Source organism: Prevotella sp. LMAG:51 (genome assembly GCF_008680225.1).
Taxonomy (GTDB): domain Bacteria; phylum Bacteroidota; class Bacteroidia; order Bacteroidales; family Bacteroidaceae; genus Prevotella; species Prevotella pectinovora.
This window is the reverse complement of sequence record NZ_NALQ01000003.1, coordinates 121819-148591: the sequence shown is the minus strand read 5'-3', so window position 1 is coordinate 148591 and position 26773 is coordinate 121819. Positions and strand designations below refer to the sequence as shown.

Genomic DNA, 26773 nt, shown 5'->3' with positions numbered 1-26773 from the left:
CCGGGCGGCAATCATTTGTTATGGGAATTCAGATTACTTTGTAACCTTCATTGCCTTCATTACTTTGTAACCTTCATTGTCTTCACCTTACCGTCAACAGTCTTCACTGTAACGAGGTATGTACCCTTGGCGAGAGTAGAGAAGTTGTTGCCAACCAATGCTCCACCAAGTGTGCGTACAGAAACCTCAGCACCGGCTGGGATAACGATAGCACCGTTGATACCGTTAACTACCACTGTAAGAGTAGCTGTAGCAGCCTCAGACTCAAGCTCGTTGTAAACTACGACAACCTTATACTCGTGGAGACCAGCGTAGGTCTCTGGCTCGTAAGAATAGCTGCCCTCTGCGCCAGGAGCGCCTGCAACAGTAGTAAGAAGAGTCTCGCCCTCGAATACCTTTACTGAAAGCTCTGCGTCAGCAGCGAGGTCGTTGCCGTCAACGTCCTTGGTCGGGTTCTTCCACTTCAGTTTGATAGTCTTGAGATCACCGGCCTCTGTAGCGGCGAGGTCTGTAACAGGAGTTGTTGCCACCGGCTGAACCTCTGCAGTCTTCTCAGCGAGAGAGAAGTCGAAGATGTAGCCATAAGCCTTCTTTCCGTCAGGGTCAGAGATGTGGTAAGCCACATAGTAGTTGCCAGATTCCTCAACAGAGAACTCGAATACGCTCGGATCACGGTCGTAAACTGTGTTGAGCTCGATATCGCCGATTGACTGTGTGAATGTGCCCTGAACCTTCTTGTTGGTTCCAAGCTTCATAGTGAACGAAGTCGTCTTGTCGTTGAAGCAAGATCTGTTAGTAGCAGTGTGAGTCTTCACAACGTAAGTCTTGCCGGCCTCGAGAGTGAACAATGGAGAAACGAAATAATCGTTGGCATTGGTGCCCCAGTCTGAGCTGAAGCCAACACATGGGTGGTTCTCACCAACTGGCTGCCAGTTTTCGTCATACTCATCATATCCCCAAGAGTTCCAAGACCATGTAGAGCTTACGTTGTCGCTGCGGTCCATAGCTGTCCAGCCTGCTGCGCCTGTCTCCTCAAGGAATGAAGTCTCGTATGGAAGAGCAACCGGTGTTTCAGGCTCACCCTCTGGTGCTTCTGTAACGCTGAATGAATAGATGCTGATAGCGTCGGTCTCCTGGTTTGGAGTATGGTTGAGAGCACGGAATGCGAAGTAGTAGCTGCCATCCTTGTTGATGTCAACAGTCCATTCTGTCTTAGCCTCTTCGCCTTCCATCTTAGGAAGTTTCTCGCCAACCCAAGTAATAGTCTTGAAATTGTCCTTATCCTTAGAACCTACGAAGTAGTCGAGGATCACGCTTGTAGCGTTGTCGGCACCTGTAGCACCGTCAAACTTGATTACATAAGACTTACCCTCCTTGAGTTCGAATTTTGGAGAGATCAGCCAGTCGCAAGTTGCAGAACCTGCGTCAGGACCCATGAATGCAGATGGCTTACCAGCGAAGTCAGAAGCGTTGAACTCCCATGTCTTGCCAGGAACATCGCTGTTGTCGAGAGTAGACCATGTAGCGAACTTGTCGGCAGAGTCGAATGTGATTTCGTAAGGAAGCTCTGCTGTCACGTCCGGTACTACCTTCTCAGCGATAGAGAAGTCGAAGATGTAACCATAAGCCTTCTTTCCGTCAGGGTCAGAGATGTGGTAAGCCACATAGTAGTTGCCATTTTCCTCAACTTTGAACTCGAATACGCTCGGATCACGGTCGTAAACTGTGTTGAGCTCGATATCGCCGATAGACTGTGTGAATGTGCCCTGAACCTTCTTGTTGGTTCCAAGCTTCATAGTGAATGAAGTCGTCTTGTCGTTGAAGCAAGATCTGTTAGTAGCAGTGTGAGTCTTCACAACGTATGTCTTGCCGGCCTCGAGAGTGAACAATGGAGAAACGAAATAATCGTTGGCATTGGTGTCCCAGTCTGAGCTGAAGCCAACACATGGGTGGGTCTCACCTACTTGCTGCCAGTTTTCGTCATACTCTGTATAGCCCCAAGAGTTCCAAGACCATGTAGAGCTTACGTTGTCGCTGCGGTCCATAGCTGTCCAGCCTGCTGCGCCTGTCTCCTCAAGGAATGAAGTCTCGTATGGAAGAGCAACCGGTGTTTCCGGCTCACCCTCCGGTGCTTCTGTAACGCTGAATGAATAGATGCTGATAGCGTCGGTCTCCTGGTTTGGAGTATGGTTGAGAGCACGGAATGCGAAGTAGTAGCTGCCATCCTTGTTGATGTCAACAGTCCATTCTGTCTTAGCCTCTTCGCCTTCCATCTTAGGAAGTTTCTCGCCAATCCAAGTAATATTCTTGAAATTGTCCTTATCCTTAGAACCTTCGAAGTAGTCGAGCAGCAAGCTGAGTTTGTTGTCGGCACCTGTAGCACCGTCAAACTTGATTACATAAGACTTACCCTCCTTGAGTTCGAATTTTGGAGAGATCAGCCAGTCGCAAGTTGCAGAACCTGCGTCAGGACCCATGAATGCAGATGGCTTGCCAGCGAAGTCAGAAGCGTTGAACTCCCATGTCTTGCCAGGAACATCGCTGTTGTCGAGAGTAGACCATGTAGCGAACTTGTCGGCAGAGTCGAATGTGATTTCGTAAGGAAGCTCTGCTGTCACGTCCGGTACTACCTTCTCAGCGATAGAGAAGTCGAAGATGTAACCATAAGCCTTGCTTCCGACAGGGTCAGAGATGTTGTAAGCCACATAGTAGTTGCCAGATTCCTCAACAGTGAACTCGAATACGCTCGGATCACGGTCGTAAACTGTGTTGAGCTCGATATCGCCGATAGACTGTGTGAATGTGCCCTGAACCTTCTTGTTGGTTCCAAGCTTCATAGTGAATGAAGTCGTCTTGTCGTTGAAGCAAGATCTGTTAGTAGCAGTGTGAGTCTTCACAACGTATGTCTTGCCGGCCTCGAGAGTGAACAATGGAGAAACGAAATAATCGTTGGCATTGGTGTCCCAGTCTGAGCTGAAGCCAACACATGGGTGGGTCTCACCTACTTGCTGCCAGTTTTCGTCATACTCTGTATAGCCCCAAGAGTTCCAAGACCATGTAGAGCTTACGTTGTCGCTGCGGTCCATAGCTGTCCAGCCTGCTGCACCTGTCTCCTCAAGGAATGAAGTCTCGTATGGAAGAGCAACCGGTGTTTCCGGCTCACCCTCCGGTGCTTCTGCAACGCTGAAAGAATAGATGCTGATAGCGTCGGTCTCCTGGTTTGGAGTCCAGTTGAGAGCACGGAATGCGAAGTAGTATCCGCCATCCTTGTTGATGTCAACAGTCCATTCTGTCTTAGCCTCTTCGCCTTCCATCTTAGGAAGTTTCTCGCCAATCCAGCCGATACCCTTAGTGTTGTCCTTGTTAATTTCCTCTACGAAGTAGTCGAGCAGCAAGCTGAGTTTGTTGTCGGCACCTGTAGCACCGTCAAACTTGATTACATAAGACTTACCCTCCTTGAGTTCGAATTTTGGAGAGATCAGCCAGTCGCAAGTTGCAGAACCTGCGTCAGGACCCATGAATGCAGATGGCTTACCAGCGAAGTCAGAAGCGTTGAACTCCCATGTCTTGCCAGGAACATCGCTGTTGTCGAGAGTAGACCATGTAGCGAACTTGTCGGCAGAATCAAATGTGATATTGTATGGCAGAGCTGTTGTCTCAGGCCCTTCACTGCCACCACCGATGGTAATCTCTGGAGTCTCATCAGTCTCAGCGATATCGAAATAGCTGAGAGCTATCACCTCGTCGGTACCTGTAGTTGTGGTAGCGAGGAATGCCAGATTATAGTCACCGCCCTTTCCAACGGCAAACACGTGGTCTTCAGTAGCAGTAGCATCGTAGACTGCCTGCATCTCGAGGTCTGTAATCTTCTGGAATGTGCTTGCATCCGTCTGTGATGTGCCAAGCATCAATGAGAGTGTGAATGCGCTCGGGTCAGTATTTTTCCATGTACGAGTCTTCACCTTATAGCTTTTGCCAGCCTCAAGTGTGAAAGCAGGAGAAACATAGTAGTCGTTCCATGTGTTTTCCCAGTCGTGCTTGTTTACAACGCCAGGAAAATATTTATCAGAGGTGTTGTCATAGAATTCACCTTCTGCCCATGTAACGCCTGGAACATCACTTGCATCGAGTGCTGCCCATCCTCTCTGGTTGTCGCCCAAATCTACGCTATATGGCAATGCCTTAGGACCTGGTTTGTCTTCCACGATGTCGATACCGTAAACGTAGAAGAAGTCACCGTCATCAGCGTCGAGCATAGAATGAGCATAGAGAGAGAAATAGATTGGTCCGTCCTCTGTTGCCGTATAAGCAACCTTAGCCGTTTTGGCGCGCTCAACACCCTTATAATCGAACCAACCATTACCATATTTACCGAACGAGCTCGCAACGTTTTCACTTATCACTGAGTTTGCCGACATGTCGGTAGCGCTCTTGCCTACCTGCACGCCACACCTTGCATAACCTTTATACTGGGCCTTGATGCTGATGTAATAGGTAGCACCTGCCGTAGCGGTAAACTCTGGAGAAACGAGATAATCAACATGCTTAGAAGCAGCATCTTCTTTCATGATAGCGCACATCTTAGGAGCAGCATCTGCCTGACTGTACGCTCCCGTTCCATACTCCCAAGTAACTCCCTTCGTAGGACTGTCATCCACGGCTGTCCAGCCGGCGAGGTCGCCAGCCGTCGTGAAATCGACAGAATACGGGAAAGAGTTCTGGGCCGTTCCCGTCATCACGCCAACAAGCGCGAAGAAGAGAAGTCCGAATGTTCTTTGTAACGTCTTTCTCATAAATAAAAAGTTTAAAAATTAGTATATGTTTAAGTTATTTTCCAAATATGTCGATATGTCGTGTTTCTTCGTTATACCATAGGGATGTAACAAGGTATGCTCTGATTTCCTTCTGTTTCCGTCTTCCTTTCTATAGGACATGCACCGTTTTTAGTTTTTTATAGAAAAACATGCAGCAATCTGTATAGTACTGGATGCAAAAGTAATAAATATTTTAATATAACAAAAAAATAATAGAAAAAATTATAACAAAAATAACATTTTGTTGTCAATAAGATGTTTTTTCAGAAAGAATGTAGACATTACGCACATCTGTTGGGCTGAAATAATTCAGCGTGTGTTTAACCCAAATCGGTCATTAGGGCTTGCGTGGATTTTGTCTTTTAGAAGATTGGATTTTGTCTGGCTTTTAACCAAAAAATGGGCACGGTGCTTGCCCAACTTGGGTACGCTGCTTACCCAACATGGGCACGGTGCTTACCCCGGATGGGCAGAATTGACGACAGACAGCTGCCCAATAATGGCATATTATAATATCCGTATTCCTGCTTTCAGGCTTCTGCCAATGCATGGGAAAAAAATATCGCCCAAGAAAAAGACCTGAGCGATATTCTTTTTTTTGGATACATCAGCTTATTTCACCACCTTGATGACACGTGGCGCCACCTTGCTGCCCTCGATGCGGACGAGGAAGACGGGAGCCTTGACATCGGAGAGGGAAGTAAGGGCCGACGTAATCTGTCGGGATGAAAGAAGGCGTCCGGCGGTGTTATACACCTTGAGGACTGCACCCACGGCATTCTGGCTGACACGCAGAGTGGCGGTAGTGCGGTCGTATGCCACAAGCGGAGCTGCCTGGAGGGAGTGGATGGCGTTGACATGGAATTCAGAAGACTGCTGCTCACCCATCAGACTGTTGAGATATACCTCAAGCGCCGTGTATCCCTGGGCATTGACCATATTCTGGTCTGCCACTTCAGGATTGAGACCATGCTGGCGCTCCCAGTCGTCGGGAATGCCGTCGCCATCGGTGTCTGTCGGCACGGTGTAGTCGGTGGCATACTGTATGAAGCCTTCACAATCAGCCTCGGTGTCGATGATTCCCTTCTTGGCACCATAGGTGGCACCGCCGTAGAGGTTCACTCCCGTGGTTGCCTCCTCAACGACACGCTTCTCTACGGCGTCGCGACGGATGGTGCCGGCAGTGCGGAGAACGGTCTGATAGGCCTGTTCGCCACTCTCCACATTGTATATCATATACATCTCAGGGTCGTAGGTGCCCACGTTGCCCGCCTTTGAATACTTGTAGTAGTTGTGCTCCGGCACGATGCGCTCATCCACTCTGATGTCGGAGAGCGAATAATGTTCGGCGCTCATCGCCTTCCAGTTGTCGGCGGTGCGGTTGGCGTCGCCCTCTATCACGTTGCCGTTGACATACCATTTTGCCGGTCCCCAGGAGGTGGCGCCACTTCGGGCGTAGCTGGAAGTGACAAGCACGACACCCGACTTGTTGGATGCAGGTCCCGGCTTGTAGTAGTTGCCGATGAAGTTGCATTCGTGGGCTGAGTTCATACCGTTGTATGATGTTATGTCGGCGGTGTTCTCGCCGCCGTAGCATCCGCCGTTGCCGCCGAAGTTGTAGTTCACATTGTTTATATACTCAAGGAAGACAACATAATCCTCGCCTCTGGCACCATTGATACGCGGCGAGCGCGACTTGTTGTCGGCAAGCAGGTTGCGATAATAAGACGCCGGCGAACCGCCCCACTGGGTGCCGTAGCCTCGTTTGCCCTTCTTGTGGCCGGCATTGTAGAGGCCTTCGTGAACGATGGTGTTCTGCACGGTGAGGAAGTGGCAGTCCTGGGTGTTCATGTTCTCTTCCATCGACCATCCCACCACGCAGTGGTCAAAGATGTAGTTGTTGCAGTTTTCCACGCCGAGTGCCTGGTCCTGCAGAATCTGTCCGTTCACATCCTTCTGTCCGCAGCGGAAACGCACGTTGCGGATGATGAAGTTCTGCGATCCGCCCAAGTTTATCTTGTTGTGGGTGATGACGATGCCGTCGCCCGGTGCTGTCTGTCCGGCGAGTGTCCAGTCGGCACGGTTTATGCGGAGCTGGTCGGCAAGACGGATGTCGCCGCTCACGGCGAACACGATGGTGAGAGGTTCGCCGGGATACTGCTGGAACGCCCAGCGCAGGGTGCCCTCCGAACCGTCGTCGGCAAGCGAAGTGACCTTCACCACCCTACCGCCACGGCCTCCTGTGGCATATTTCCCGAATCCTTCTGCCGTAGGGAATGCCGTAATGCGGAGAGCATCGGAAGCGAGGACCGCCTTTGACACGACTCCCTTCCTGGATACCGACGCCACACTGTATCTGGCATCATCGGCAGCATCCTTGGTGAGGGAGCGGTCGGTGGTGAAACGAAGGAAGGCGCCATCCTTATATATAATATATCCGGCAGCGTTGTCGTCGCTCTCCCATGAGATCTCGTTAGGGGTCACGACAAAGTTCATCGGCGCTGCCGCACCACGGAGAATCTTCTCGTAGTCGAACGGTTCATCCTTGTATTTCGCAAAGAGGAACTTAGGGTTCATATATGCCTCCACCTCGGCATCCGTTGCCTGATGTGAGAAGCTGGCACGCGACGACACGTCGGCAAGACTGCCCGTAGCGGCATCGATGCTCTTGTATTCGTATAGCGATGCCTTGTTTTCAGAGCCGCTCCAGTCTTTCCATCCCTTGGCGTTGATAGCCTTGGGGAGCTTGCAGTCGATGAACATCGCTCCGCAGGTTTCCTTCCATGGTCTGCCGAGATAGTATGCGCCGTCGGCAACGCCATCGGCTGCCGTCACCGTGCAGTTGCGGAAGAAGAGACCGGGATAGAACTTGTCGGCACTGAGCTCGGGATACATCACCTTGGTCATCGGCATGCCGCTCTCGGCAGGTGCCGTGATATAGCCGCCTCCCTTGAGGAGGTGGATACGGCAACTGTCAAACCATTCCATTCCTCCGTCGTAGACGAAGTCGGTGGCGCCTTCTATGGTGCAGTTGGTGAAATAGCCGCGTGCTCCCACATTTGCCTTATAGGTGTCCTGATAGCCGCTGAGGATGCAGTTGTTGAAGATATGGGCGTCGCCGTTGGTGAAGAGTGCCTCTGCCTGTCCCACATTGCCGCTGGTGTTGCGGATGGTGAGGTTTTCGGCATAGAAGCGGCTGGCATAGACGTTGAGGGCGGCGCAGTCGTTGTAGGTATTGTCCTCATTGCCTTTTCCGCGGCTTACGCCAGAGGTGAGGATGGTGGTCTGCTTGTCTTCGCCGATGAGAGAGAAGTATTTGTTCTTCGTGCTCTTCCTTCCGGCATAGACGTTCTCCTCATACACTCCCGGACGGATGTATATGATGCCACGCGAACCTTCGGGAATGGCATTGATGGCATCCTGTATCTTGGTGTAGTCGCCGGTGCCGTCTTGTGCCACGGTGGATATCACCACGGCGGCATTGTCGTCGGGAGCGACGGTCTCACCGTCTTCACCGCTGCCTCCGCCGAGGTCGGAGAGGGTGCCTACGTCAGATACGGGATGGTCTGTGGCATACTGTGCCTGTTCGGCGGTTATCTCACTACCGAAAATCTGTATCTTGTGAACGCGTGGCGCCTGCATCTGGGCGTAGGGGTTGAGCGAGGTGGTGAAAGGACATTTGCCGTCGGCATCCACCTGCACGGGATTCTTGAGGTCTTCGCCGTCCCACACTCTCCAGCGGAGCGACACGTCGGAGGCGTTGATGACGTTCTCCATGAAATAGCCCTGGTCGGAGAAGACGGTCCATCCCATCTTGTGTTTCTCTGACCCCATCCATACGAGCGGTTTCCATTCGCCGTCGCCAATCTTATAGTCGCATTTTATGCCACGGCCCCAGGAGGTTGACGACCACGACCACTGCACACGGTCTACGTATGGTATATGGTCTATCTCTATCCATCCGTGCTGCGACACCTTGTTGCCGGCGGCATCTGTGATAGCTGCGTCGCGACACATCTGGACGAAGCCTGCCTCGCCATAGTTGGGGTTGCCGGAGGCGTCGTATGTGATGTTGTCTTCGAGATGGAGCGTGTGACCGGCAACGGTCCAGTCGTTGAATGTGGCGGTGCTGTTGCCGGTCTTGTTCTGACCGAGGTAATACTGTCGGCAGAAGGCTGCCGTGGCACCGGCGAAACCGTTGTATGACTTCTTGGTGGCGAAAGTGCAGTTGTGGAAGAGCACAGGATACTGCACGGCTGTGCCGCCGTTGGCTCCCACTTTCAGCACGGCATTGACATAACCGCCCTTGGCAAAGTCGGGACAGTCTACTCCTGTCTCTCCCTTCCAGGTGTCGGGCCATGTGGCGTCGCTGAAATTAATGTCGATGACTTTCGGATAGGTTGATGAGTTGCTCCATTGCGCCACTACCGACGTGGGGTCGAGACTGCCCTCGATGGTAGCATAGGCTGGCTGCAACGCCAATAGCGCCAAAGCGGTGATACCGGCATTTCTGATTTTCTTTAGCATATCGTTTTGTTTATAGTAGTTTTGTTTATAGTAGTTTTGTTTATAGTAGTTTTGTTGAGATTCGGGTCTCCGGAGGGGGAGATGAATATATTAAAATATCCTTCTTTGGCAGTTTTCAGGCTGCCGTATATTACGACACACCCTTTGAATATGTCGCTTTAACCTTTAAATTGCCTTTTCTATATTTACGCCTTTCACAAGCATTCTTTAATCATATCAATACCGAACGCATGTCAGCAATCCTTTGATTTTGTCTATAAGAAGCCTTGTTTTTTCGAAAAAAGGCTTTACGTCCTCTTCTTCCCATTCAAAACAATCGTCATAATCACCCGAATGACGCATATTCTGAAGAATCGATATCGTACGACCATCTTCTCTTGTAAGGATACCTGTCCTGACAAAATGCTCATTAATCTTTGCTATCATGCCTGCATGGGTCTTTACATACATTCCCTTGTCTACCAACAAAGCATTTCCGACATAATACAATGCATAATACAAACGATTTGCAGCTAATGTCCAATGACCACAAGCTGCACAATCTTTTGCCTCAATCAATGTCTTTTCTGCCTTTTCTACTCTATATTTGACAATTTCTTTCTGAGATTCTATATCTAATGCCATAAATCTACGCCCTCTCTTTCTACATTATGGTGAAACATAGTCAACTTACGCTCATCCCATTCTTTTTGGGTATAAACGACAGGATTTATCTCCTCATTGTTCTCATAGCCCAATTCCATGAATGGGCATGCATACTTTTCTATATCAGACACGCTGCGACGGTCTTTATTCAATATAATCAGCAAGTCCCAGTCGGAATCTTCACGTGCGGTATTTCTTGCACGTGACCCAAAAAGGACTACACGGGCATCAACGGGAAGTATCTTACTTGCCGTTTCCCTAATCATTTGTATCGTTATACCATCGTTCGTCATAAACCAAGTATTTTTTGCAAATATAGCATTTTCCCTGACAAGTTCAAAGGAAGGACGAAAAAAACTCCCGCCTGACGAAATGCCTGATGGGAGTTGTTTTTTCATCGATACGCTAATCGGTGTGGACGTTGTCCATATTGAGAGATTGTTACTTAACGATCTTTGCTGATGTGCCGTCGCTATACTTCACGATGTTCACTCCGTCCTGCAAGCTGCTCACCTGTGCGCCAGCCAGTGTGTAGATGGCAGTGATGTTCTTTACTGTTGTAGTCTCTGCCGAGCTGATGCCGTCTACGCTACCACCCTGGGCAACGAACTTGATCTGGTGCAAGCAGAGGTTCTTGTTGCCACCGGCCATCAAAGCATACTGACGGCCAGCCTCTACCTGAGCCTCAACGAAAGCAGGAGCGTTCTCAACGGTTCCGTTCTCACCATCGTTGCGGAAGTTGTTCGTTGCGATCATTGCTCCGAACTCGCCTTCTGCCTTCTCGTCATCGGTAGCGAGCTTGTAGATACCGATCGCACGGCTGTTGTTGCCGGCATAAACACCGAAGCTCAACACACCTGCCTTCTTAGGTGTAACGGCAACGATACCATGGTTGTTTGCCTTAACCTCTGCAATGTCCTGGATGGTAATGCCTTCTTCCCAGTTGTTCTGAGCCAATGTAGAACCGGCATTAACATAACCAGTATAACCAGGATTCTCCTTCTTGATCTGAGAGAGCTTTCCGTTTGCGGTATATACTGGAGTCTTGTCAACGGCAGCTGTGATGACGAGGTCGTCGTTCTCAAACATCACTGTTCCTGCCGGAAGAGCGGCACCGATATTCCAAGCGTCTGCAACCCACTGTGCATCGAAAGCGGCAGTGATCTCATCGTTTGTCATCGTAACGGCATAAGTGTTTGCCTCAACCTGAGAAAGGATGTAAGGAGTTGTAGCCTCCTGTGCGCTGGCTGAAACCATACCCATAAGGGCGATTGCTGAAAGTAGAATTTTCTTCATAATCTTTAATTTTTAAATAGTCCTTTGTTTATATTTAAATAAAAGACGTAGTGCCAATGGTATTGTAACCATGACACTCCGCTTTTTTTTACTATTCAACGAGGAATTCCTCGTCAGCCATTATTTCGTATATGGATTGTATCCAGGGTTCTGACCGAACTCTGACGCATTCTCGAGCTTGTCGAGGAATGTGTTTGGAATCGGGCGTAGGGCATGATACTCCTGCATGCAGTCGTCTTTTGTCATACTCGGGTTGCGGCCGATGATGGTGGAAGCGAACTTGCCCTGTGGAGAGTAAACACGCTTGATGTCGAACCAGCGCAGCCACTCGCCGCAAAGCTCACGGGCACGCTCATCCATAATCCAGTCGATGGTCATCTGTGACGCAGTCACCTGTGCCTCGCTCAGGCTGTGGCCAGCCTTCACTACACGTGCCGTACGGATCTCGTTGTTGATCATGTCGGCAGCGGCACCTGGATTGCCAAGGGCGATATAGCACTCGGCAGCGATGAGAGGCATCTCGGCATAGCGCATTATCGGCACGTCGGCATGGCTTGCCTTCTGGTTTGCCTTCTGGTCCATAAGGAGAATAGTTCCGTTCTCATCACCATCCCAGATACGGTATTTTCTGAAGCGTGGGAATGAAGCGGCGATATACTGCGAAGTCTTGGAGTCGTAGTTGGCAGCATCGGTCTTGTAGTTGCGCAGAGGTGCACCGCCATAAGCGTTCACGTTGCCTGTGTCGTACAGCTCGTCGATGTCTACAGTGGCATAGTTGCGGCTTGTCTCGTCGTCGATGTGCTTGCGGGTGAAATAGAGCAGAGTGTCGTTCACTGCTGATTTCTTGTCCTTGAGCTCTGGCTGGTTATACTTGTTGGCCTCAGCCTCTTTCCACTTGTAAGGATACTTCGACGGGTTCATGAAGGCTTCCTGGAAGTCGGCATCGTAGCGAGCGTCCCAATCCTCCCAGAGGTTCATGAAATAATATGTAGGCATGAGGAGTGTTGACTCTGCCGGATAGTCGAACGATGTCTGTGTGTTCTGGATACCGGCGTTGCCCACGAGCTTCGGAGAGAAGTATGAGTGCAGACGGTTTGGCTTGGAGTCGGCATTCAGTGAAGATACTGATGAGAACGTAGCCACCCACAGATACTCGGTGTTCGTCTTGTTGTTCTTTGCCTGCCATATCTCGTCGTAAGTGTCATAGATTCTGATTCCGAGAGCTGCCTTGTTGTTTATCACGTCGAGGGCTGCATCGAGGGCCTGCTGATAGAAAGCCTTCTGAGCGTCGCTTCCTGCCTCCTCATACTGTGCACGGGTCAGAAGAACACGTGCGAGGAGTGCCTTGGCTGCCTTCTTGGTAGAACGGCCTACGTTGCCCTCATAAGGAGTGACAGGCAGGTTCTCTGCAGCGAACTTGGCATCGGGGATGATCACTTCGTCGTAGATTGTCTTGCGGTCGGTGCGCTTGGCTGTGAACTCCGGGTCCTTGGTTTCCTTGGTCTTGAGCTCTATGTCGCCGAAGAACTCAGTGAGCCACCAGTAGCAGTAGGAGCGCATGAACTTTGCCTCGCCCTCGAAGTCGCTTCTCTTGTCTGCCGACAGTTCCTTGCAGTCGTCGAGCCTGCCGATGATGGTGTTGCAGACGTTGATGTTGTCGTAGACACGGTTCCACACGTTGGCAAACTGTCCGCGGTCGCCCTGCAGGTCTACGCAGCGTGTGAGCTGCTTACCGTAGTCGTAGTTTGATCCGATGTTCTGCCAGATGTCGGCCGATCCCTCCATATAGAGGCAAGGGTCCTCACGTCCGTAGAATTTCCAACGGAAGTTGTAATACATCTGGTTCACGAGGTTCTCCATACCTTTCTCGGTAACGAAGACCGCGTCGGCACCCTCATTGCTTGGATTATATTCGTCGAGCGAGCATGAGGTGAATCCCATCGTCGTTCCACCGAGCAGTGCCGCGATAATATATTTATTGAAATTCTTCATTTTGTTTCCTTTATTGACGGTGATTAGAAGTTTACGTTAAGACCAACGGTTACGCTGCGCTGGTTGCCCTCTGGATCGAAGTGCTTCTGCCAGTCATTCTTCACGAAGTAGAGAGGATCGTTGATTGTGGCATAGATGCGCACGTTATTTACGCCCATTGCCTTCAATGCTGTGCGTGGCAATGTGTAGCCGAGTGAGATTCTCTTCAGCTTGATGAATGAGTTGTCGCAGTAAGAGAGGCTCTGGTAGCCAACGTAGTCAAAGAGCTTGCGGCCCTTGTAGAGTGCCGGCAGAGAGCCGCCCTCGTTTGTGCCTGCCACCCAGTAGTCGAAGTTAGAGTAGATGCCACCGGTAGAAGGGTCGTAGTTTGCCACCTTGCTCTCGCCCCACTGTCCCCAGCGAGCATAGAAATAGATTGAGAGGTCCCAGTTCTTGTAGCGGAAGTCGTTGTTGAATCCAGCAAACCAGTCTGGTGATGTGGAACCTACATAAGCGATATCCTTGTTCTGGTCGATCACGTGGTCGCCGTCGAGGTCGGCAACCTTGATGTCACCAGCCTGGAAGCGCTGTGTCTTGGCTGCGTCTTTGTAGTATGCTGTCTCGTCGGTCCAGGCGTTCACCTCGTCGGTGGTCCAGATGCCGAGATACTTGAATGTCTTGTATGAGTGGATAGGATGACCTACCATATAGGTCTGTGTCTCCTTCTCTGTACCTGTCTGCAGTTCCTTCAGATTGTCGTAGAGCTCGTCGATCTTCTCGCGGTTGGCTGAGAATGTGAGTGTAGAACCCCATGTGAAGTCCTTTGTCACTATGTTGCGGCTGTTGATAGAGAATTCCACACCGTGGTTCTTCACTGAACCGATGTTCACCATAGTGGCATACTTACCGTCCTGTCCTGCTGATGTAGGCAGTGAGCGCTGCAGAAGGAGGTCGGTGGTCTTCTGTGAATACCAGTCGAAGGTGATGTTCAAGCGGCTGTTGAGGAGCACTGCGTCGAAACCGAGGTCGAAGGATGCTGAACGCTCCCACTTCGTGGTCTTGTTGGCAATCTTGTAGTAACCGTTGTCAACCACACCGAGCAAGTAGCGGTTAGCCTGTGTATCCTGGAATCCGAAGCTCCAGTCGGCGAAGGTAACACCGCTCCATGTAGCGTATGCGTTTACACTCTGGCTACCTGACACACCGTATGTGGCACGGAGCTTCAGGTCGTCGAGCCATGACTTGGTCTGCTTCATCCAAGGCTCGTCGGAGATACGCCATGCAAAGGCTGCTGATGGGAACCACTCCCACTGATGACCCGGAGCGAGTTTTGAAGAACCGTCACGACGGAGGGATGCCTGGAAAAGGTAACGGCCTTTCCAGTCGTACATCACACGGCCGGCATAAGAGAAGTTCTGTGCCTGCTGATAATAGCTTGAGTGTGAGAGTGCGCCCTCACCACCGTCGTTGCTGCCCATGTTCCACCACAGGTTGCTTGCCAGTGTCTGGCCATTGGATGTAGCGCTCAGATTGTCGGCTACCTTCTTTCCCCATGTGGTGAGGAATGTCAGTGAGAGGTGATGGTCTTCCGGAAGGAGCTTCTTGAAGTTGTATGTCAACACATTGTTCCACTCCACGTATGTAGAAGAACCCTTCGACATGTTAGACTGGCTTCTTGTCTTGCCGCTCTCGATAAGCGTAGAGTGGTTCTCGGCAATGAAGTCGCCTGAAGAGGAGTTGGTGATGTGGGTGTTGAGTGTCGAGCGCAATGAGAGACCCTCAATCGGGTGGATATCCAAGTATCCGTTTGCCACTACGTTTGTAGCGTAGGTCTCTCTCTTGTATCTGTCGCCGTCAATACGGTCGATCAGCGGGTTAACATAGTCGTCGGCTGCCAGCGGATATGTCACGAGTTCGTTGCCGATGCTGTACTCGCCGGTTTCATTGTTGTATACGCCATAAGGTGAACCCAGCTCAAGACCGGTGTTCTTTGCCTTCATGTATGGTGAATACTCTGAACGGGTATGGGCAAGCTGGAATGTCACTCCTGCACTGATCCACTTGTGGAAATTGTGGTCGATGTTGGCACGCAGGGTGTAACGGTCGGTACCGCCGCTCTTCTTCCACTTGTCGCCGTCGTTGGCATAGCCCACAGAGAAACGGGCTGCCGTCTTCTCTGTTCCTCCAGAGAGGGTCACGGTGTGCTTGGTGCTCCATGTGGTCTTCTTCTGCATGAGGTCTTCATAGTTTGTCCATGCGCCTGCCTTATAGGCTGCGTATGCCTCGTTGCTTGAGAAGAGCGACTGGTCGTCGGCCTCGCTGCTCCAGAGTCCGGCGTTCTGCGCTGCCAGGCGACGGGTGTTGTAGTAGTCGCTTGGCGAACGGTAGTCGGCGCGGTCGGGACGGAAGGCTGCCGTGACGTAACCGTCGTAAGACACTGACATCTTGCCGGCTTCCGGCTTCTTGGTGGTGATGATGATTACACCGTTGGCTCCCTGCGAACCGTAGATGGCTGTTGAGGAGGCGTCTTTCAACACGTCGATAGACTCGATGTCGTTAGGGTTGAGGTCGCTCATGCTGCCGCCCTGCACACCGTCGATGATCACAAGCGGAGAGTTGCCGCCGCTGATTGAACGGTTACCACGGATGCGGAGTTCGCTGCCGTTGATGTCGAGACCTGAGATACGGCCCTGCATGGCTGAAGCAACACTGGTGGTAGGGGTCTGAAGGATGACGTCTGACTTCACTGAGGCTACCGAACCGGTGAGGTCGCGCTTCTTAACGGTACCGAAACCGATAACGACAACGTCGTCGAGCTGGTTTGACTCGGGAACCATCTTGAGCGACAATGGGGTGCCGACGGTGGCCTGCACCTTCTGGGTCTTGTATCCAACGTATGAAATTTCAAGAGTCACCTTTCCCGAAACGTTGTTCAAGGTGAAATTACCGTCGAGGTCTGTAACAGTACCGTTCTTTGTCTGTCCCATAGGGATAACGGTAACACCAATCATTGGCAGTCCTGTCTCGTCAACAATATTACCTTTCACTACCCCACTTTGCTGAACAGCTTGTGGAGAAGGGGCAACGTTTCCGTTGCCTGCGGCATTGGCTGCCACAGGACAAAGCATTGCAGAGGACAGAGCAAGCGTGATGGACATCTTTTTCAAGTTGGCACTTGAATTATACATCTTTCTTGTCTTCATAAAAATAGATTTTAAAATAATTGTATTCTTCCTTATAGTTGAGAAACGGACAGACAAGGTGTTTGTAACCATTATTAATAAAAATTCTTTTGTTTTTAACATAAACCGGTCGTTATTTTCTACTTGCATCTTGCGTTTCCTACCCAAAATTCCAATAACGACACCACATTACACCCCTCCCGACACAATAAACCACTACCCATCTGCGTTTTCTCTTAGAACAAAACATAAAGACATGCCAAATATAATAAGGAGAATCATTTTCATGCTGACGCTCATCCTGTCGGCATCATTACAGACTAAAGCCCAATACGACTTCATACGCCCCGTGAAAGACGCCATACCCGGTGGCTACAACTTCTGGGTTTACACCCCAACGGAATATTACTACACTCTCAACGAGACTCCGGTGATAATATTCCTGCACGGACAGAGCCTCTGCGGAAGAGACCTGAACAGGGTTAGACGCTACGGACCACTCGACGCCATAGTGAAGGGCAGGCAGGTAGACGCTCTGGTGGTGGTGCCGCAAAACCCCGGCGGAGCGTGGAACCCGAAGAAGATAAACGACGTGCTGGAATGGACGAAACAGAACTATGCCTGCGACTCCACCCGTGTGTATGTCATCGGAATGAGTCTCGGCGGATATGGCACCCTCGACTTCGCCTGCACATATCCCGACAAAGTGGCGGCGGCTCTGGCTATGTGTGGCGGCTGTTCGAAGAAAGACCGCACGCCGCTCGGCAAGCTGCCCCTCTGGATAATCCACGGCACTGCCGACAGGGCGGTATCCATAAGCCAGTCTAAATCGGTGGTCAACGACCTCGAGAAGTCCGGCAACGACTCCCGTCTGCGCTACACCTGGCTGCAGGGCGCCAACCACGGTGCTCCGGCACGCTTCTTCTATATGCGCAAGACCTACGACTGGCTCTTCTCCCACTCCCTGCTCGCCCCCGACCGCCCCGTAAACAAGGAGATAACCCTCGACATGTCCGACCTCCCCAAAGCCTACTGCGACATGGACTTCGGCAAGGCTGACCCCGAAACGGTGTATGAAACGACTATAAAGTGATTCAGCTTGAATCGGGTTGATGGGCGAGGTGGAGTTTAGTCAAACAAATTTTGATGACCATTTGAAGTTCAGCCCCAAAGCCTTAATTGAAACAAAAAAAACGGATTGTCCGAAGCCAACAACGCTCCAGACAATCCGTTTTTTCATGCCAATGCAAATGGTTACCGTCCCATGCAGCCGCGAGGTGCCGAAGGACGGTTTGGCACCACCTCACCGGCATGTTTCCGGCTGAATTCCAGATTGATATCGGCAAGTTCACGACGACCGAAGATATAGTCGTCATACATGTCATCCATATCCACTCCATCGCAATCACCGTCGCAGAAGTTAAGCGACTCCTTCACGATTGCCATTCGTTCATCCACCGTAGTGTCTTTGATAAGAAGGCTTTTCTTTGTCATATTTTTATCTTGATTTTATTGTTTTTATCTCTGTTTGTCCTGCTTTTCCCCGAATCTGCCATCAGAGCCTGCTCGGATTTTAACTCTTTAGAATATAATCCTTGTTTATCCCGTTAGCCCAGAATCGTTCATCAGAGCTTGACTGGATTTTGGGGGATTTTCAGATAAGCAACACGCCAATCTTATTAACAGATATCACAAGCCAAAGCTTCTCTTCGCCTGTCGCAAAGTGTTTTCGCCAACAGTATAGGCATAGCAGGCTGACGGAATAAAATGCAGTGTGCCGAAATCCATATCCTTCCTGCCTCTCTGCCCTATAGTTGTGACCAAGGCCTGAGACAAATGATTCTTTTCCATGAAATACTTCAACGAAGACAATTCTGAGGGTCTGTCGAAGAAACGGTCAGTCCATTTCACTTCCACCGCCCAACTTGGCTTCTGCAAGGCATCATTAATACCTACCAGATCCACCTCTCCCTGAGTGCGGCCTATTTTCCAGTTTGCATATGCGATACGCTCATCGCGCGGTATCCACTGTGAATAAACAGCCGTCTCTATCATGTCACCGATATTTCCATCTGTCATCTTCACCGGCTCAAATAAAGCACACCTCAAAGAGGGGTTCGTCAGATAAATCTTGAACGTGGTCTGGCGCTGAAACCTCCTTGCCGTATCATCGGTCTTATTCACCACTTTTATCAAGAAAGCAGCCTCCAGATATTGTATATACCTACGAATGGTTTCCTTCTTAACCCCTGATTCTTTCGACATTCCATCATACGAGAACTCCATCCCACTATGATAAGCTATCATAGTAAACAAGGAATTAAGTTCTTGCACATCGGAAATACCGTAAAGACTCGGCAAATCGCACAACAAGACCTTGTCAACAATGTCATGACGCACAAACTGGCTGGGATCTTTCTGAATACGAGCTGAGAAAGCCACCTCTGGATAACCTCCAAAATTGATATAATCCAGAAAAAGCTCATTCAATTGGCCCATGTCAATGGAATCATATACAGCACTCTCTATGCCGCCCCACTCCACTTTGGATTCACGCATGATAATATCATAGCCGCGCAGATGGATATACTCAAAGAAAAGCAATGGCGGCAGATTGAAATCAGTAAACCTCCCGGCTCCGCTCTCATTGCTGCTCTTCTTGAGTGCTGTAGCTGCAGAACCAGATGCCACAAATTTCACATTGTGGTATGTATCCACCAAAGACTTAAGATTTATCTCCCAGTCTTTCAAATATTGTATCTCGTCAAAAAAGACAAAAAACTGCTCCTTGCCCTTCTCCTTGCCAAGAATCTGACATGCCAGATTAAACAATTGCTCCAAAAGAATATTGTTATATATCGGAGTCTCCACCGACACATAAATGATATTCTGCGGTGAGACCCCTTCGTCTATCAGCTTTTTTATCGAATGATAGATCATCACGGTCTTGCCTACTCGCCGAGGTCCCATCAATATAATAGCACGTTGAATGTCGACATCCTTCACCAAGGGATAAAAGATATCAAGATATAGTCTGGGACTCATCTTTCCATAAAAAGATGGAACCTTTCCTTCTGTCCACCAGGGATTGTCAACTTTCAATCTCCCCAATATCTGCTTCTCCAAAATTGCCGTATACTCCATAACAATCGCATTTTAGGCTACAAATATAGCCTATTTTCTCCTAATCTGCAAATTTTGTAGAAATAAGCTCATAAAAACAAGCTTATTTTGCAAAATCAGCCCTTTTCAGCCCTTTTTCAATGCATAATATGAAGCAAAGAGCCCCAAATCCGTGCCTCCCAGAATTAAATTACACCTCCAACTACCTGATTATCAACGCCTAAACACCTGTTTGCAGAATAAGCCTGTTTAAACAGGCTTATTTTACAGACGGGAAGATTAGCATGTGATGAGGGAGACGTCACGAACGAGCGTCTCCGTTATGTACTGAATATGCACAAATCAGCTATTTCAGAGCTGCTGAAGTTGATGGTAAAAAATGATCTGTTAGAGGCTTACGGATATGGACGTGGTATGCGCTATCGTTTGCCTGCAAAAAGCACTAATATGTTTGGATTAGACCTATCAATCTCTGGTGATAACACAATATGTCAAGTTACTAGTAGCGCCAACAACAGTGCAAGCTCGGATGCTAACAGTGCAAGTCCAAAAAAGAAGAGAATGCCTAAGGAAGAGCTAAAATCTCACTTCTTTCGTAAAAAAACTATTTGAAGCGTCCGTGAGACCTCCTCGGATAAGGGCATTGTCTTTCCATCTACCCACTTCATTTACACCGACCGTTCCGAATAGCTATAGGACTTTGATTTGTTTGGCAATCTCATCCATGGTCATATGCCTTATATGAAGTTTCTGTACGCTAGGCCAGATGTTTGCCGCCTGCTTCTTTCAGATTCCACCTCGCAGTGGACACCCTTGCTATTGGCTATATAATTCCCGCTATTAGGGCTTGTTAGGGACTTGCACCCATTAGAATAAGCTCATGCCGAGCATACCAATGAGAGGCGATTTGTAGCGTTGGTTACTGCAAATCGCCTCAAATTATAGAAATGCGATGCCAAAAATAAAGATTTCCAGTTATTTATTCTTTCGTCTGAATAAGATTTCCTACTTTTGTAGTCAATAATTGACAATTCTATCAAAAGAAAGTCTATTGGTTTAATCTAACCTCTGAGCAATAACATTGGAGGATAATACCAAACAGCATTTAATGGATGACGCTTTGCAACTTAATAGTATAATGTCACACAGATTATAAGTTTATATTGAAATAACTAAATTGCTACATTGGTATGTATTGTAAATATTGTGGTAAGTCTATAGATAAGGACTCTTCGTTTTGTCGCTATTGCGGTAAACCTTTACATGCAAATCTCGATATAACGGATAACATTTCCGCTTTTAAAGAGAAGTGTACTCCCAAAACTAAAGATATAATGGTAGAGGACACAAACAAAGTTCAGATGAGAGTTACTCAAAAGAAGAAATGTGTTATTTTCTTCTTCATTTTATTGTTGTTGCTTTTAATCTGGGGCTTGTGGGGAATATTTGGTAGAAAAAAAATAGCAGACATATCAATCAACCAAGTTTCACAAGAGTTGACAGCAGCCACTAAAAAATATGATAGACTCTATGAATTTCATGAGGGGCTTGCTAGAGTTTGCAAGGGGAAAAAATATGGTTTTATCGATAAATTAGGCAATGAAATAATCTCTTGCAAATACGATGATGCGAAAGATTATGACAAAGGCATTTCCGTAGTAACACTTGGAGATAAAAAAGGTGCTATTAATCGGCAAGGAAACATGGTTATTCCATGTAAATATGATAATATAAATCTTTGTAAAGATGACAGTCTGGCTGCTGCATTTATTAATGAAACGTCAGGTTTTATAGACTTAGAAGGTAATGTTGTCGTTCCATTTGATTATGAATATTGTGGGACATTTAGTGAAGGGTTGGCAGATGTCCGTAAAAATGGTCTGATTGGTTTTGTGGACAAGAATGGCAAACTTGTAATTCCCTGTAAATATGAGAATCTTTATAATGATTGTGGCTTTAGCGAAGGACTTGTGGGAGTAAGTATTGATGGAGGGGAAGATGGTGTTGTTGATGATAAATGGGGGTATATAGACAAAACTGGCAAAATTGTAATTCCATTCCAAACAGGTCTAACAGGTTTCCCATTTTCATCAGGATTATCAATGAGATATAGAGGCGGATTGACATTTTCACATGACAAGAATGGTTTTCCCGTTATGCACAAAACTGCATTTGAAGGAGCATTTATTTATAAAAATGGAAAACAGGCAACTGATTTTTTTGAGACACAAAACATCGAAGGTTTCAGAAAGGGATATTGTACCATTAAAGACAAAAACGGTTGGGAAGGATTGGTGAATACTCGAGGAGAATTCACAATTCCTTGCAAATATTCATTTATAGCAAATGGATTTGATGATAAATATGTTCTTATTGGAATTAACAATAAATATGGATTTGCGGACAAAGCTACAGGGCAGATAGTTATACCTCCTATTTATGAAATTGATTATAGCGGTTGGTCTTTTAATGAAGGTTTGATACCTGTGAAAAAAGATGGAAAATACGGATACATCAATGAACATAACCAAATTGTTATTCCATTTAATTACGATGATGCGTTTGAGTTTTCTGAAGGTTTTGCAGTAGTACAACGTTATGGAAAATATGGATATGTTGACAGATTCGGACACGATACTTTTAATTAAAATCAAGACAAATGCTTTATACAAGAACAGAACTAAAGGAAATGAACACTTTTGAAAAGTGCAAGATTCCATTGGAACGTTATATGCATAAGTTTGTATGTGAACGTAAAAATATAAAACGACTCAAATGGCATGAAAAGAATTTTCTGTTTGACAACATGAGAATTTTACGTGATGATAATAATAATAAAGTATTTGATATTTTTAGCATAAAAGAGGCAAAAGATTACGCTTTTAATTTATTGATTCTAATATACGCTACGGGGAAAGACGGAATCATAGACTTTTCGAAAAATGTTTATGATTATGATGGTTATATATTGGATGAAGAGAGAAAACGGCATAAAACTCTTTTTGAGGAATTAATGTTGGATTGGAGTGAGCAGTTGAACAGTGGAAAAGGATTATATATAACAATATTAAAGCCTTTATTTAACCGCAAATGGAAGGAAGTTAACAATTTGACCGAAAATCCGATTGTTATTAGTGGAAAAACGACCTATATGAAAGCGGTCTTTTTCCATATAATGTATAAGGTACGATTGTATTTTGACGAGAAGCCCCAAAAGGAAAAATACGACAAAATAGTAATTAATAACATAAATGTGTTTGCGGACATATATACATACTGCCATGTACTCACAAGGCATTATTATCCTCTTATGAATAGCAAGGTAGGAGGAACCTTGAATGAAAACATTCCTTTTGTAGATGTGAACAATCTTCCAAAATCACTACTATCCTTAGTAGTTGCATATAATAAAATTAATCCCATAACAATAAAGACAGAATATTTGTTGTTTGAATTTCAGCAAGTTAAATATATTATGTGGTTAAAATATGGGCAAACTAATTATTGTATAGAAAACAGTCTCATAGTACGTTCTTTTTATAAATGTGAAGAGAAAAGAGACTTAGAAAAGTTTTCAAAACAACAAATTCTCTGTTTGTGATGGATTCTTCATATATAATATGAACGAGTAGAAAAACATACAAGAATCTACAACCGTAAATAACAAAATCTTGGATTAAATATAACCATATGAATTATGGCACTCGCAATAAACATAAACGATCTGCTTAACAAGCAGAAGATTGAATCCAACCGCATTGAGTTTAAGAAAGGTTGGAACCCAGGAAGCATATATCACAGTATATGTGCTTTCGCCAATGACTTTGATGACCTTGGTGGTGGATATATCATTGTAGGTGTAGATACCGATGATAAGACTGGCATGGCAATACGACCTGTAGAAGGCGTGCCAATGGAAAATATAGATAACATTTTGCAAGAGATGGTGGGCTACAACAACAAAATGACTCCATACTACTTACCCCGAACTTCTGTAGAGGAAGTAGATGGGAAGCAGTTGATTGTTATATGGTGTCCTGCTGGTAGTTATCGCCCTTATTCTGTACCTGTAAATGTAACGGCGAAAGGAACCAAAGAATACTTCTACATCCGCAGTGGTACAAGTAGCATTGAAGCAAGAGGCGAAGCGCTCGTTGAATTACGAGAGTTGGCTAATCGTGTGCCTTTTGATGAACGAGGCAATAGCGACATCCAGTTGGAAGATATTTCTCTGGTGCTTCTTCGTGATTATCTTGTCAAAGTGGGTAGCAAACTGGCTGATGATGTGATAACGACTCCGCTTCCTACCATACTTGACCAAATGGAACTGTACACAGGACCAAAAGAAAACCGTTTGCTTCGCAATGTGGTAGCCATGATGTTCTGCGAGAATCCAAGCAAGTTCTTCCCTTACACTCAGATTGATGTAGTGACATTCCCTAACGGAAAGATGAATGATCCAAACAATTTCACAGAAGTTACATTCAAAGGCAGTGTTCCGCAGATGATAAAACAGACAATGGATTACATCAAGAGCAATGTACTCAAAGAGCATGTGCGTAAGATTTCCGGTAGGCAGGAGGCAGAACGTTTTTGGAACTATCCATACGATGCTATTGAGGAAGCAGTTGTAAACTCTGTATATCACAGAGATTTCTTGCAGCATGAACCAATAGAGATTACCATTGAACCAAGCGGAATCTCTATACTCAATTGTCCTGGACCTGACAGAAGCATCTCCAAGGAGGATATAGAAAAGGGCGATATGCTAAAAAGCCGTCGCTATCGCAACCGTCGTTTGGGTGATTTCTTAAAAGAACTTGACCTTACAGAGGGTCGCTCAACTGGTGTTCCAACAATACAAACAAAGTTAGCAGAGAATGGTTCACCACGTGCCATCTTTGAAACTACAGATGACCGCTTGACGTTCTTGGTTACTATTCCTGTTCATGAAGGATGTCGTGAAAGTTCAGAAACGAATAGCAACAGTTCGGAAACAGACATACTTGGTTCGGAAAGAAGTTCGGAAACAAAAACGAAAAGTTCGGAAAGAAGTTCGGAAACAAAGGACTTGATTATAGATATTATAAAACAAGACCCACATATAACAGCCGCTGAAATCGCAATGCAATTGAATATGTCTTCACGAGGAGTTGAGAAGCAAATACGTAAACTTCGTGAATTAGGCAAAATTAAACGAACAGGTGGTAGATATGGAGGCTATTGGGAAATCGTAATATTAGACAAAGAATAAAACGGATATGTTATTAGGAAACAAGATAAGGTCTCTTAGAGACGAACAAGGAATATTGCAGCGTCAAGTGGCTGCATACTTAGAAATAGACACACCCATGTTCAGCAAGATTGAACGCGGGGACAGACGAGCAAAAAGATGCCAAGTAATTCAAATGGCAACATACTTCAAAGTGGACGAAAAGGAAATGCTAACTCTTTGGCTTGCTGATAAAATTCTAAGCGATTTGGAGGATGAAGATGAATTGAAACTTCCTGCCATTGAAACAGCAAAAGCGGAGTTAATGGATGTTAATCGCTAATTTGCATCAAGCAATTCATTTTCTGATGTAAACAGCGCAAGACTGATTTCTTGCAGACAATGGGAACTTTATGGTATCATTTACGCTTGATTCCGTAAAGTTTCTTTTGATTTACAGACACTTACAAAACACATACTGGTTCAAGCGTGGGAACCGCTCGTCGTCTGTCCCACTCTCTGAGGCCTTCGCATTGCCCGATACTGTAGAACAGACAACGCTAGAGCCCACGCCGATATGATATATATATGCCGCCACATGGAGTAGTTGAAACCTATATGCAAAAAAATACACATAGGTACAATACTCCACTGGCCGTGATATAATCACACCCGTAGACATCTACCGTTGCTCGGTTCGTTGACAGTATCTAAAGTTTGCGAAGTTTCAGAGAGTCAAGAACAAAGCGTCAAGTAAACGCCTTCTATATGTCGTGTCCCCATCCCTTCCCCAATCGGCATCAATCGCTGTTGCCGGACATCTGAATGACACGAAACGTCATGACGACGATGGTATCGGCGTGGAAACGCTACAAAATTATTAAATTCATTTAAACAAAACAAACATTTTCATAAATTATGTAACATTTTCTTATAAAAAAGTGAGTGCAAATATAGAATAGTCGTGTTGCTATATGATTTATAGCGATAATGAAAGGAGATAAATCTCTTATTCTACGGGATGCTGTTCACACGTGAATGCAGGAAGAGTTGTTTTGAAACGGATATTGGCATTAGAGAATGTGGAATATAATCCGACCGGAAATCCGACCGGAAATCCGACCGATTTAGCTCTAATCGGTCATAATATCCAATTCACCCACTTTTTTCAAAAAAACCGTCAGCCATCTGGTCGCCAATGCGGAAGTATCTGTAATTCAGACGCTTCCGCATTTTTTGCATGGTGAAAACCATCGGGTGATTGTCTGGATGGTTGGGAATAAGAAGAAATAATCGTATGGAAGGGGATGGAATATGACATGAGGGGAAAATGGACTTTATTTTATAGGCATACGGACTGGAAAGCGGACACGGGATGGAGCGAAGCGCGCACGACTGCATCACTGTCTCGCCAAGCTCTGATCAATCATCAGGGCTGAACAAAGGACCGGGATAATATAATTATAAACTTTAAAAAAGCATTGAGTATGCATTATGAAATCAAGTATTCGGATTTCGTGAAGGGAGAATTCACGACACCGTACAATTGGGTTCATTGTTTGAACGAAAACTGCGAGATAAAGAAGAGATGCACGAGATGGCATGTCATCAGAAAGATGAAACAGAAGGACCTGTGTGGGAAATGTATCCTGCCGACCACGAATCCGGTGGAAGGATGCAAACTGTTTCATAAGATGAAGAAGATAAAGGTGGCATGGGGATTCAAGAAGGCTCTCGGCAATGTGAAGGCATGCGACTATAAGGCCATACGCCACGACATCATCAAGACAATGAGCAACAGAAGGGACTTTTCGAGATACGACTCGGGGGCGTGGAAACTGACGGAAAACCAGCAGGAGAAGATAAAGAGGATTTTCGCCGACTATGGGTATGACGACGTGGAGTTTGACTTCTACGAAGAGATGGTCAGCTTTTTAAATAAATAATGGGCACGAAACGGACAGGAAAGATGCCCAACCGGGGCAAGCTGCTTGCCCCTATTG

General features: G+C 46.9%; 16 protein-coding genes and 1 pseudogene. 8 read left to right on the top strand and 9 right to left on the bottom strand.

All coding sequences use genetic code 11. The features are described from left to right. Nucleotides 1-59: 59 nt before the first annotated feature. The 7 genes from CCC32_RS00865 to CCC32_RS00835 form a co-directional block, all read right to left on the bottom strand. A complete protein-coding gene (locus tag CCC32_RS00865) occupies nt 60-4793 on the bottom strand; it encodes a choice-of-anchor J domain-containing protein (RefSeq protein ID WP_287071565.1) in 4734 nt (1577 codons plus the stop codon). 633 nt (nt 4794-5426) lie between these two features. Then, complete coding sequence (locus tag CCC32_RS00860; RefSeq protein ID WP_022317512.1) at nt 5427-9341, bottom strand: pectinesterase family protein; 3915 nt, start codon at nt 9339-9341, stop codon at nt 5427-5429. Nucleotides 9342-9557: 216 nt separating this feature from the next. Further along, complete coding sequence (locus CCC32_RS00855) at nt 9558-9965, bottom strand: HEPN domain-containing protein (RefSeq protein WP_022317511.1); 408 nt, start codon at nt 9963-9965, stop codon at nt 9558-9560. Next, nucleotides 9956-10384: a nucleotidyltransferase domain-containing protein gene (locus CCC32_RS00850; RefSeq protein WP_231556887.1), complete on the bottom strand. Its 429-nt coding sequence runs from the start codon at nt 10382-10384 to the stop codon at nt 9956-9958. Before CCC32_RS00850 ends, CCC32_RS00855 begins: the two co-directional genes overlap by 10 nt. Before the next feature lie 43 nt (nt 10385-10427). Next, nucleotides 10428-11282 carry a hypothetical protein gene (locus CCC32_RS00845; RefSeq protein WP_287071559.1) on the bottom strand — a complete coding sequence of 285 codons (855 nt, stop codon included), beginning with the start codon at nt 11280-11282 and terminating at the stop codon, nt 10428-10430. Between the two features lie 120 nt (nt 11283-11402). Continuing rightward, nucleotides 11403-13274 (bottom strand): RagB/SusD family nutrient uptake outer membrane protein, encoded by a 1872-nt coding sequence (locus CCC32_RS00840; protein WP_287071558.1) that lies wholly within the window; start codon nt 13272-13274, stop codon nt 11403-11405. 23 nt (nt 13275-13297) lie between these two features. Continuing rightward, entirely contained in the window at nt 13298-16456 is a 3159-nt protein-coding gene (locus CCC32_RS00835; protein ID WP_287071556.1) for a SusC/RagA family TonB-linked outer membrane protein, read from the bottom strand. Nucleotides 16457-16691: 235 nt separating this feature from the next. On the opposite strand from CCC32_RS00835, the gene CCC32_RS00830 reads away from it, so the two are divergent. Continuing rightward, nucleotides 16692-17528: a carboxylesterase family protein gene (locus tag CCC32_RS00830; RefSeq protein WP_287071554.1), complete on the top strand. Its 837-nt coding sequence runs from the start codon at nt 16692-16694 to the stop codon at nt 17526-17528. 161 nt (nt 17529-17689) lie between these two features. Here CCC32_RS00830 and CCC32_RS00825 read toward each other — a convergent pair whose 3' ends face one another. Then, complete coding sequence (locus CCC32_RS00825) at nt 17690-17929, bottom strand: hypothetical protein (RefSeq protein ID WP_022317505.1); 240 nt, start codon at nt 17927-17929, stop codon at nt 17690-17692. Nucleotides 17930-18124: 195 nt separating this feature from the next. Further along, nucleotides 18125-19405, bottom strand: a complete 1281-nt coding sequence (locus tag CCC32_RS00820) for an ATP-binding protein (protein WP_502705596.1) — start codon at nt 19403-19405, stop codon at nt 18125-18127. 486 nt (nt 19406-19891) lie between these two features. On the opposite strand from CCC32_RS00820, the gene CCC32_RS00815 reads away from it, so the two are divergent. From CCC32_RS00815 to CCC32_RS00790, 7 genes and pseudogenes are all read left to right on the top strand, one after another. Continuing rightward, nucleotides 19892-20170, top strand: a complete 279-nt coding sequence (locus CCC32_RS00815; RefSeq protein WP_287071547.1) for a hypothetical protein — start codon at nt 19892-19894, stop codon at nt 20168-20170. Between the two features lie 578 nt (nt 20171-20748). After that, nucleotides 20749-20814: pseudogene (locus CCC32_RS12625) on the top strand (zinc ribbon domain-containing protein); the annotation flags it as partial. A gap of 105 nt (nt 20815-20919) precedes the next feature. After that, a complete protein-coding gene (locus CCC32_RS00810) occupies nt 20920-22206 on the top strand; it encodes a WG repeat-containing protein (RefSeq protein WP_287071545.1) in 1287 nt (428 codons plus the stop codon). A 41-nt stretch (nt 22207-22247) separates the two neighbouring features. Beyond that, nucleotides 22248-23159, top strand: coding sequence for a hypothetical protein (locus tag CCC32_RS00805; protein WP_287071543.1), 912 nt, complete (start codon nt 22248-22250; stop codon nt 23157-23159). A gap of 96 nt (nt 23160-23255) precedes the next feature. Then, nucleotides 23256-24812: an RNA-binding domain-containing protein gene (locus CCC32_RS00800; RefSeq protein ID WP_287071540.1), complete on the top strand. Its 1557-nt coding sequence runs from the start codon at nt 23256-23258 to the stop codon at nt 24810-24812. 7 nt (nt 24813-24819) lie between these two features. After that, nucleotides 24820-25113, top strand: a complete 294-nt coding sequence (locus tag CCC32_RS00795; RefSeq protein ID WP_287071537.1) for a helix-turn-helix domain-containing protein — start codon at nt 24820-24822, stop codon at nt 25111-25113. A 1144-nt stretch (nt 25114-26257) separates the two neighbouring features. Continuing rightward, entirely contained in the window at nt 26258-26716 is a 459-nt protein-coding gene (locus CCC32_RS00790) for a DUF6078 family protein (protein ID WP_287071535.1), read from the top strand. The last annotated feature ends 57 nt before the right edge of the window (nt 26717-26773 follow it).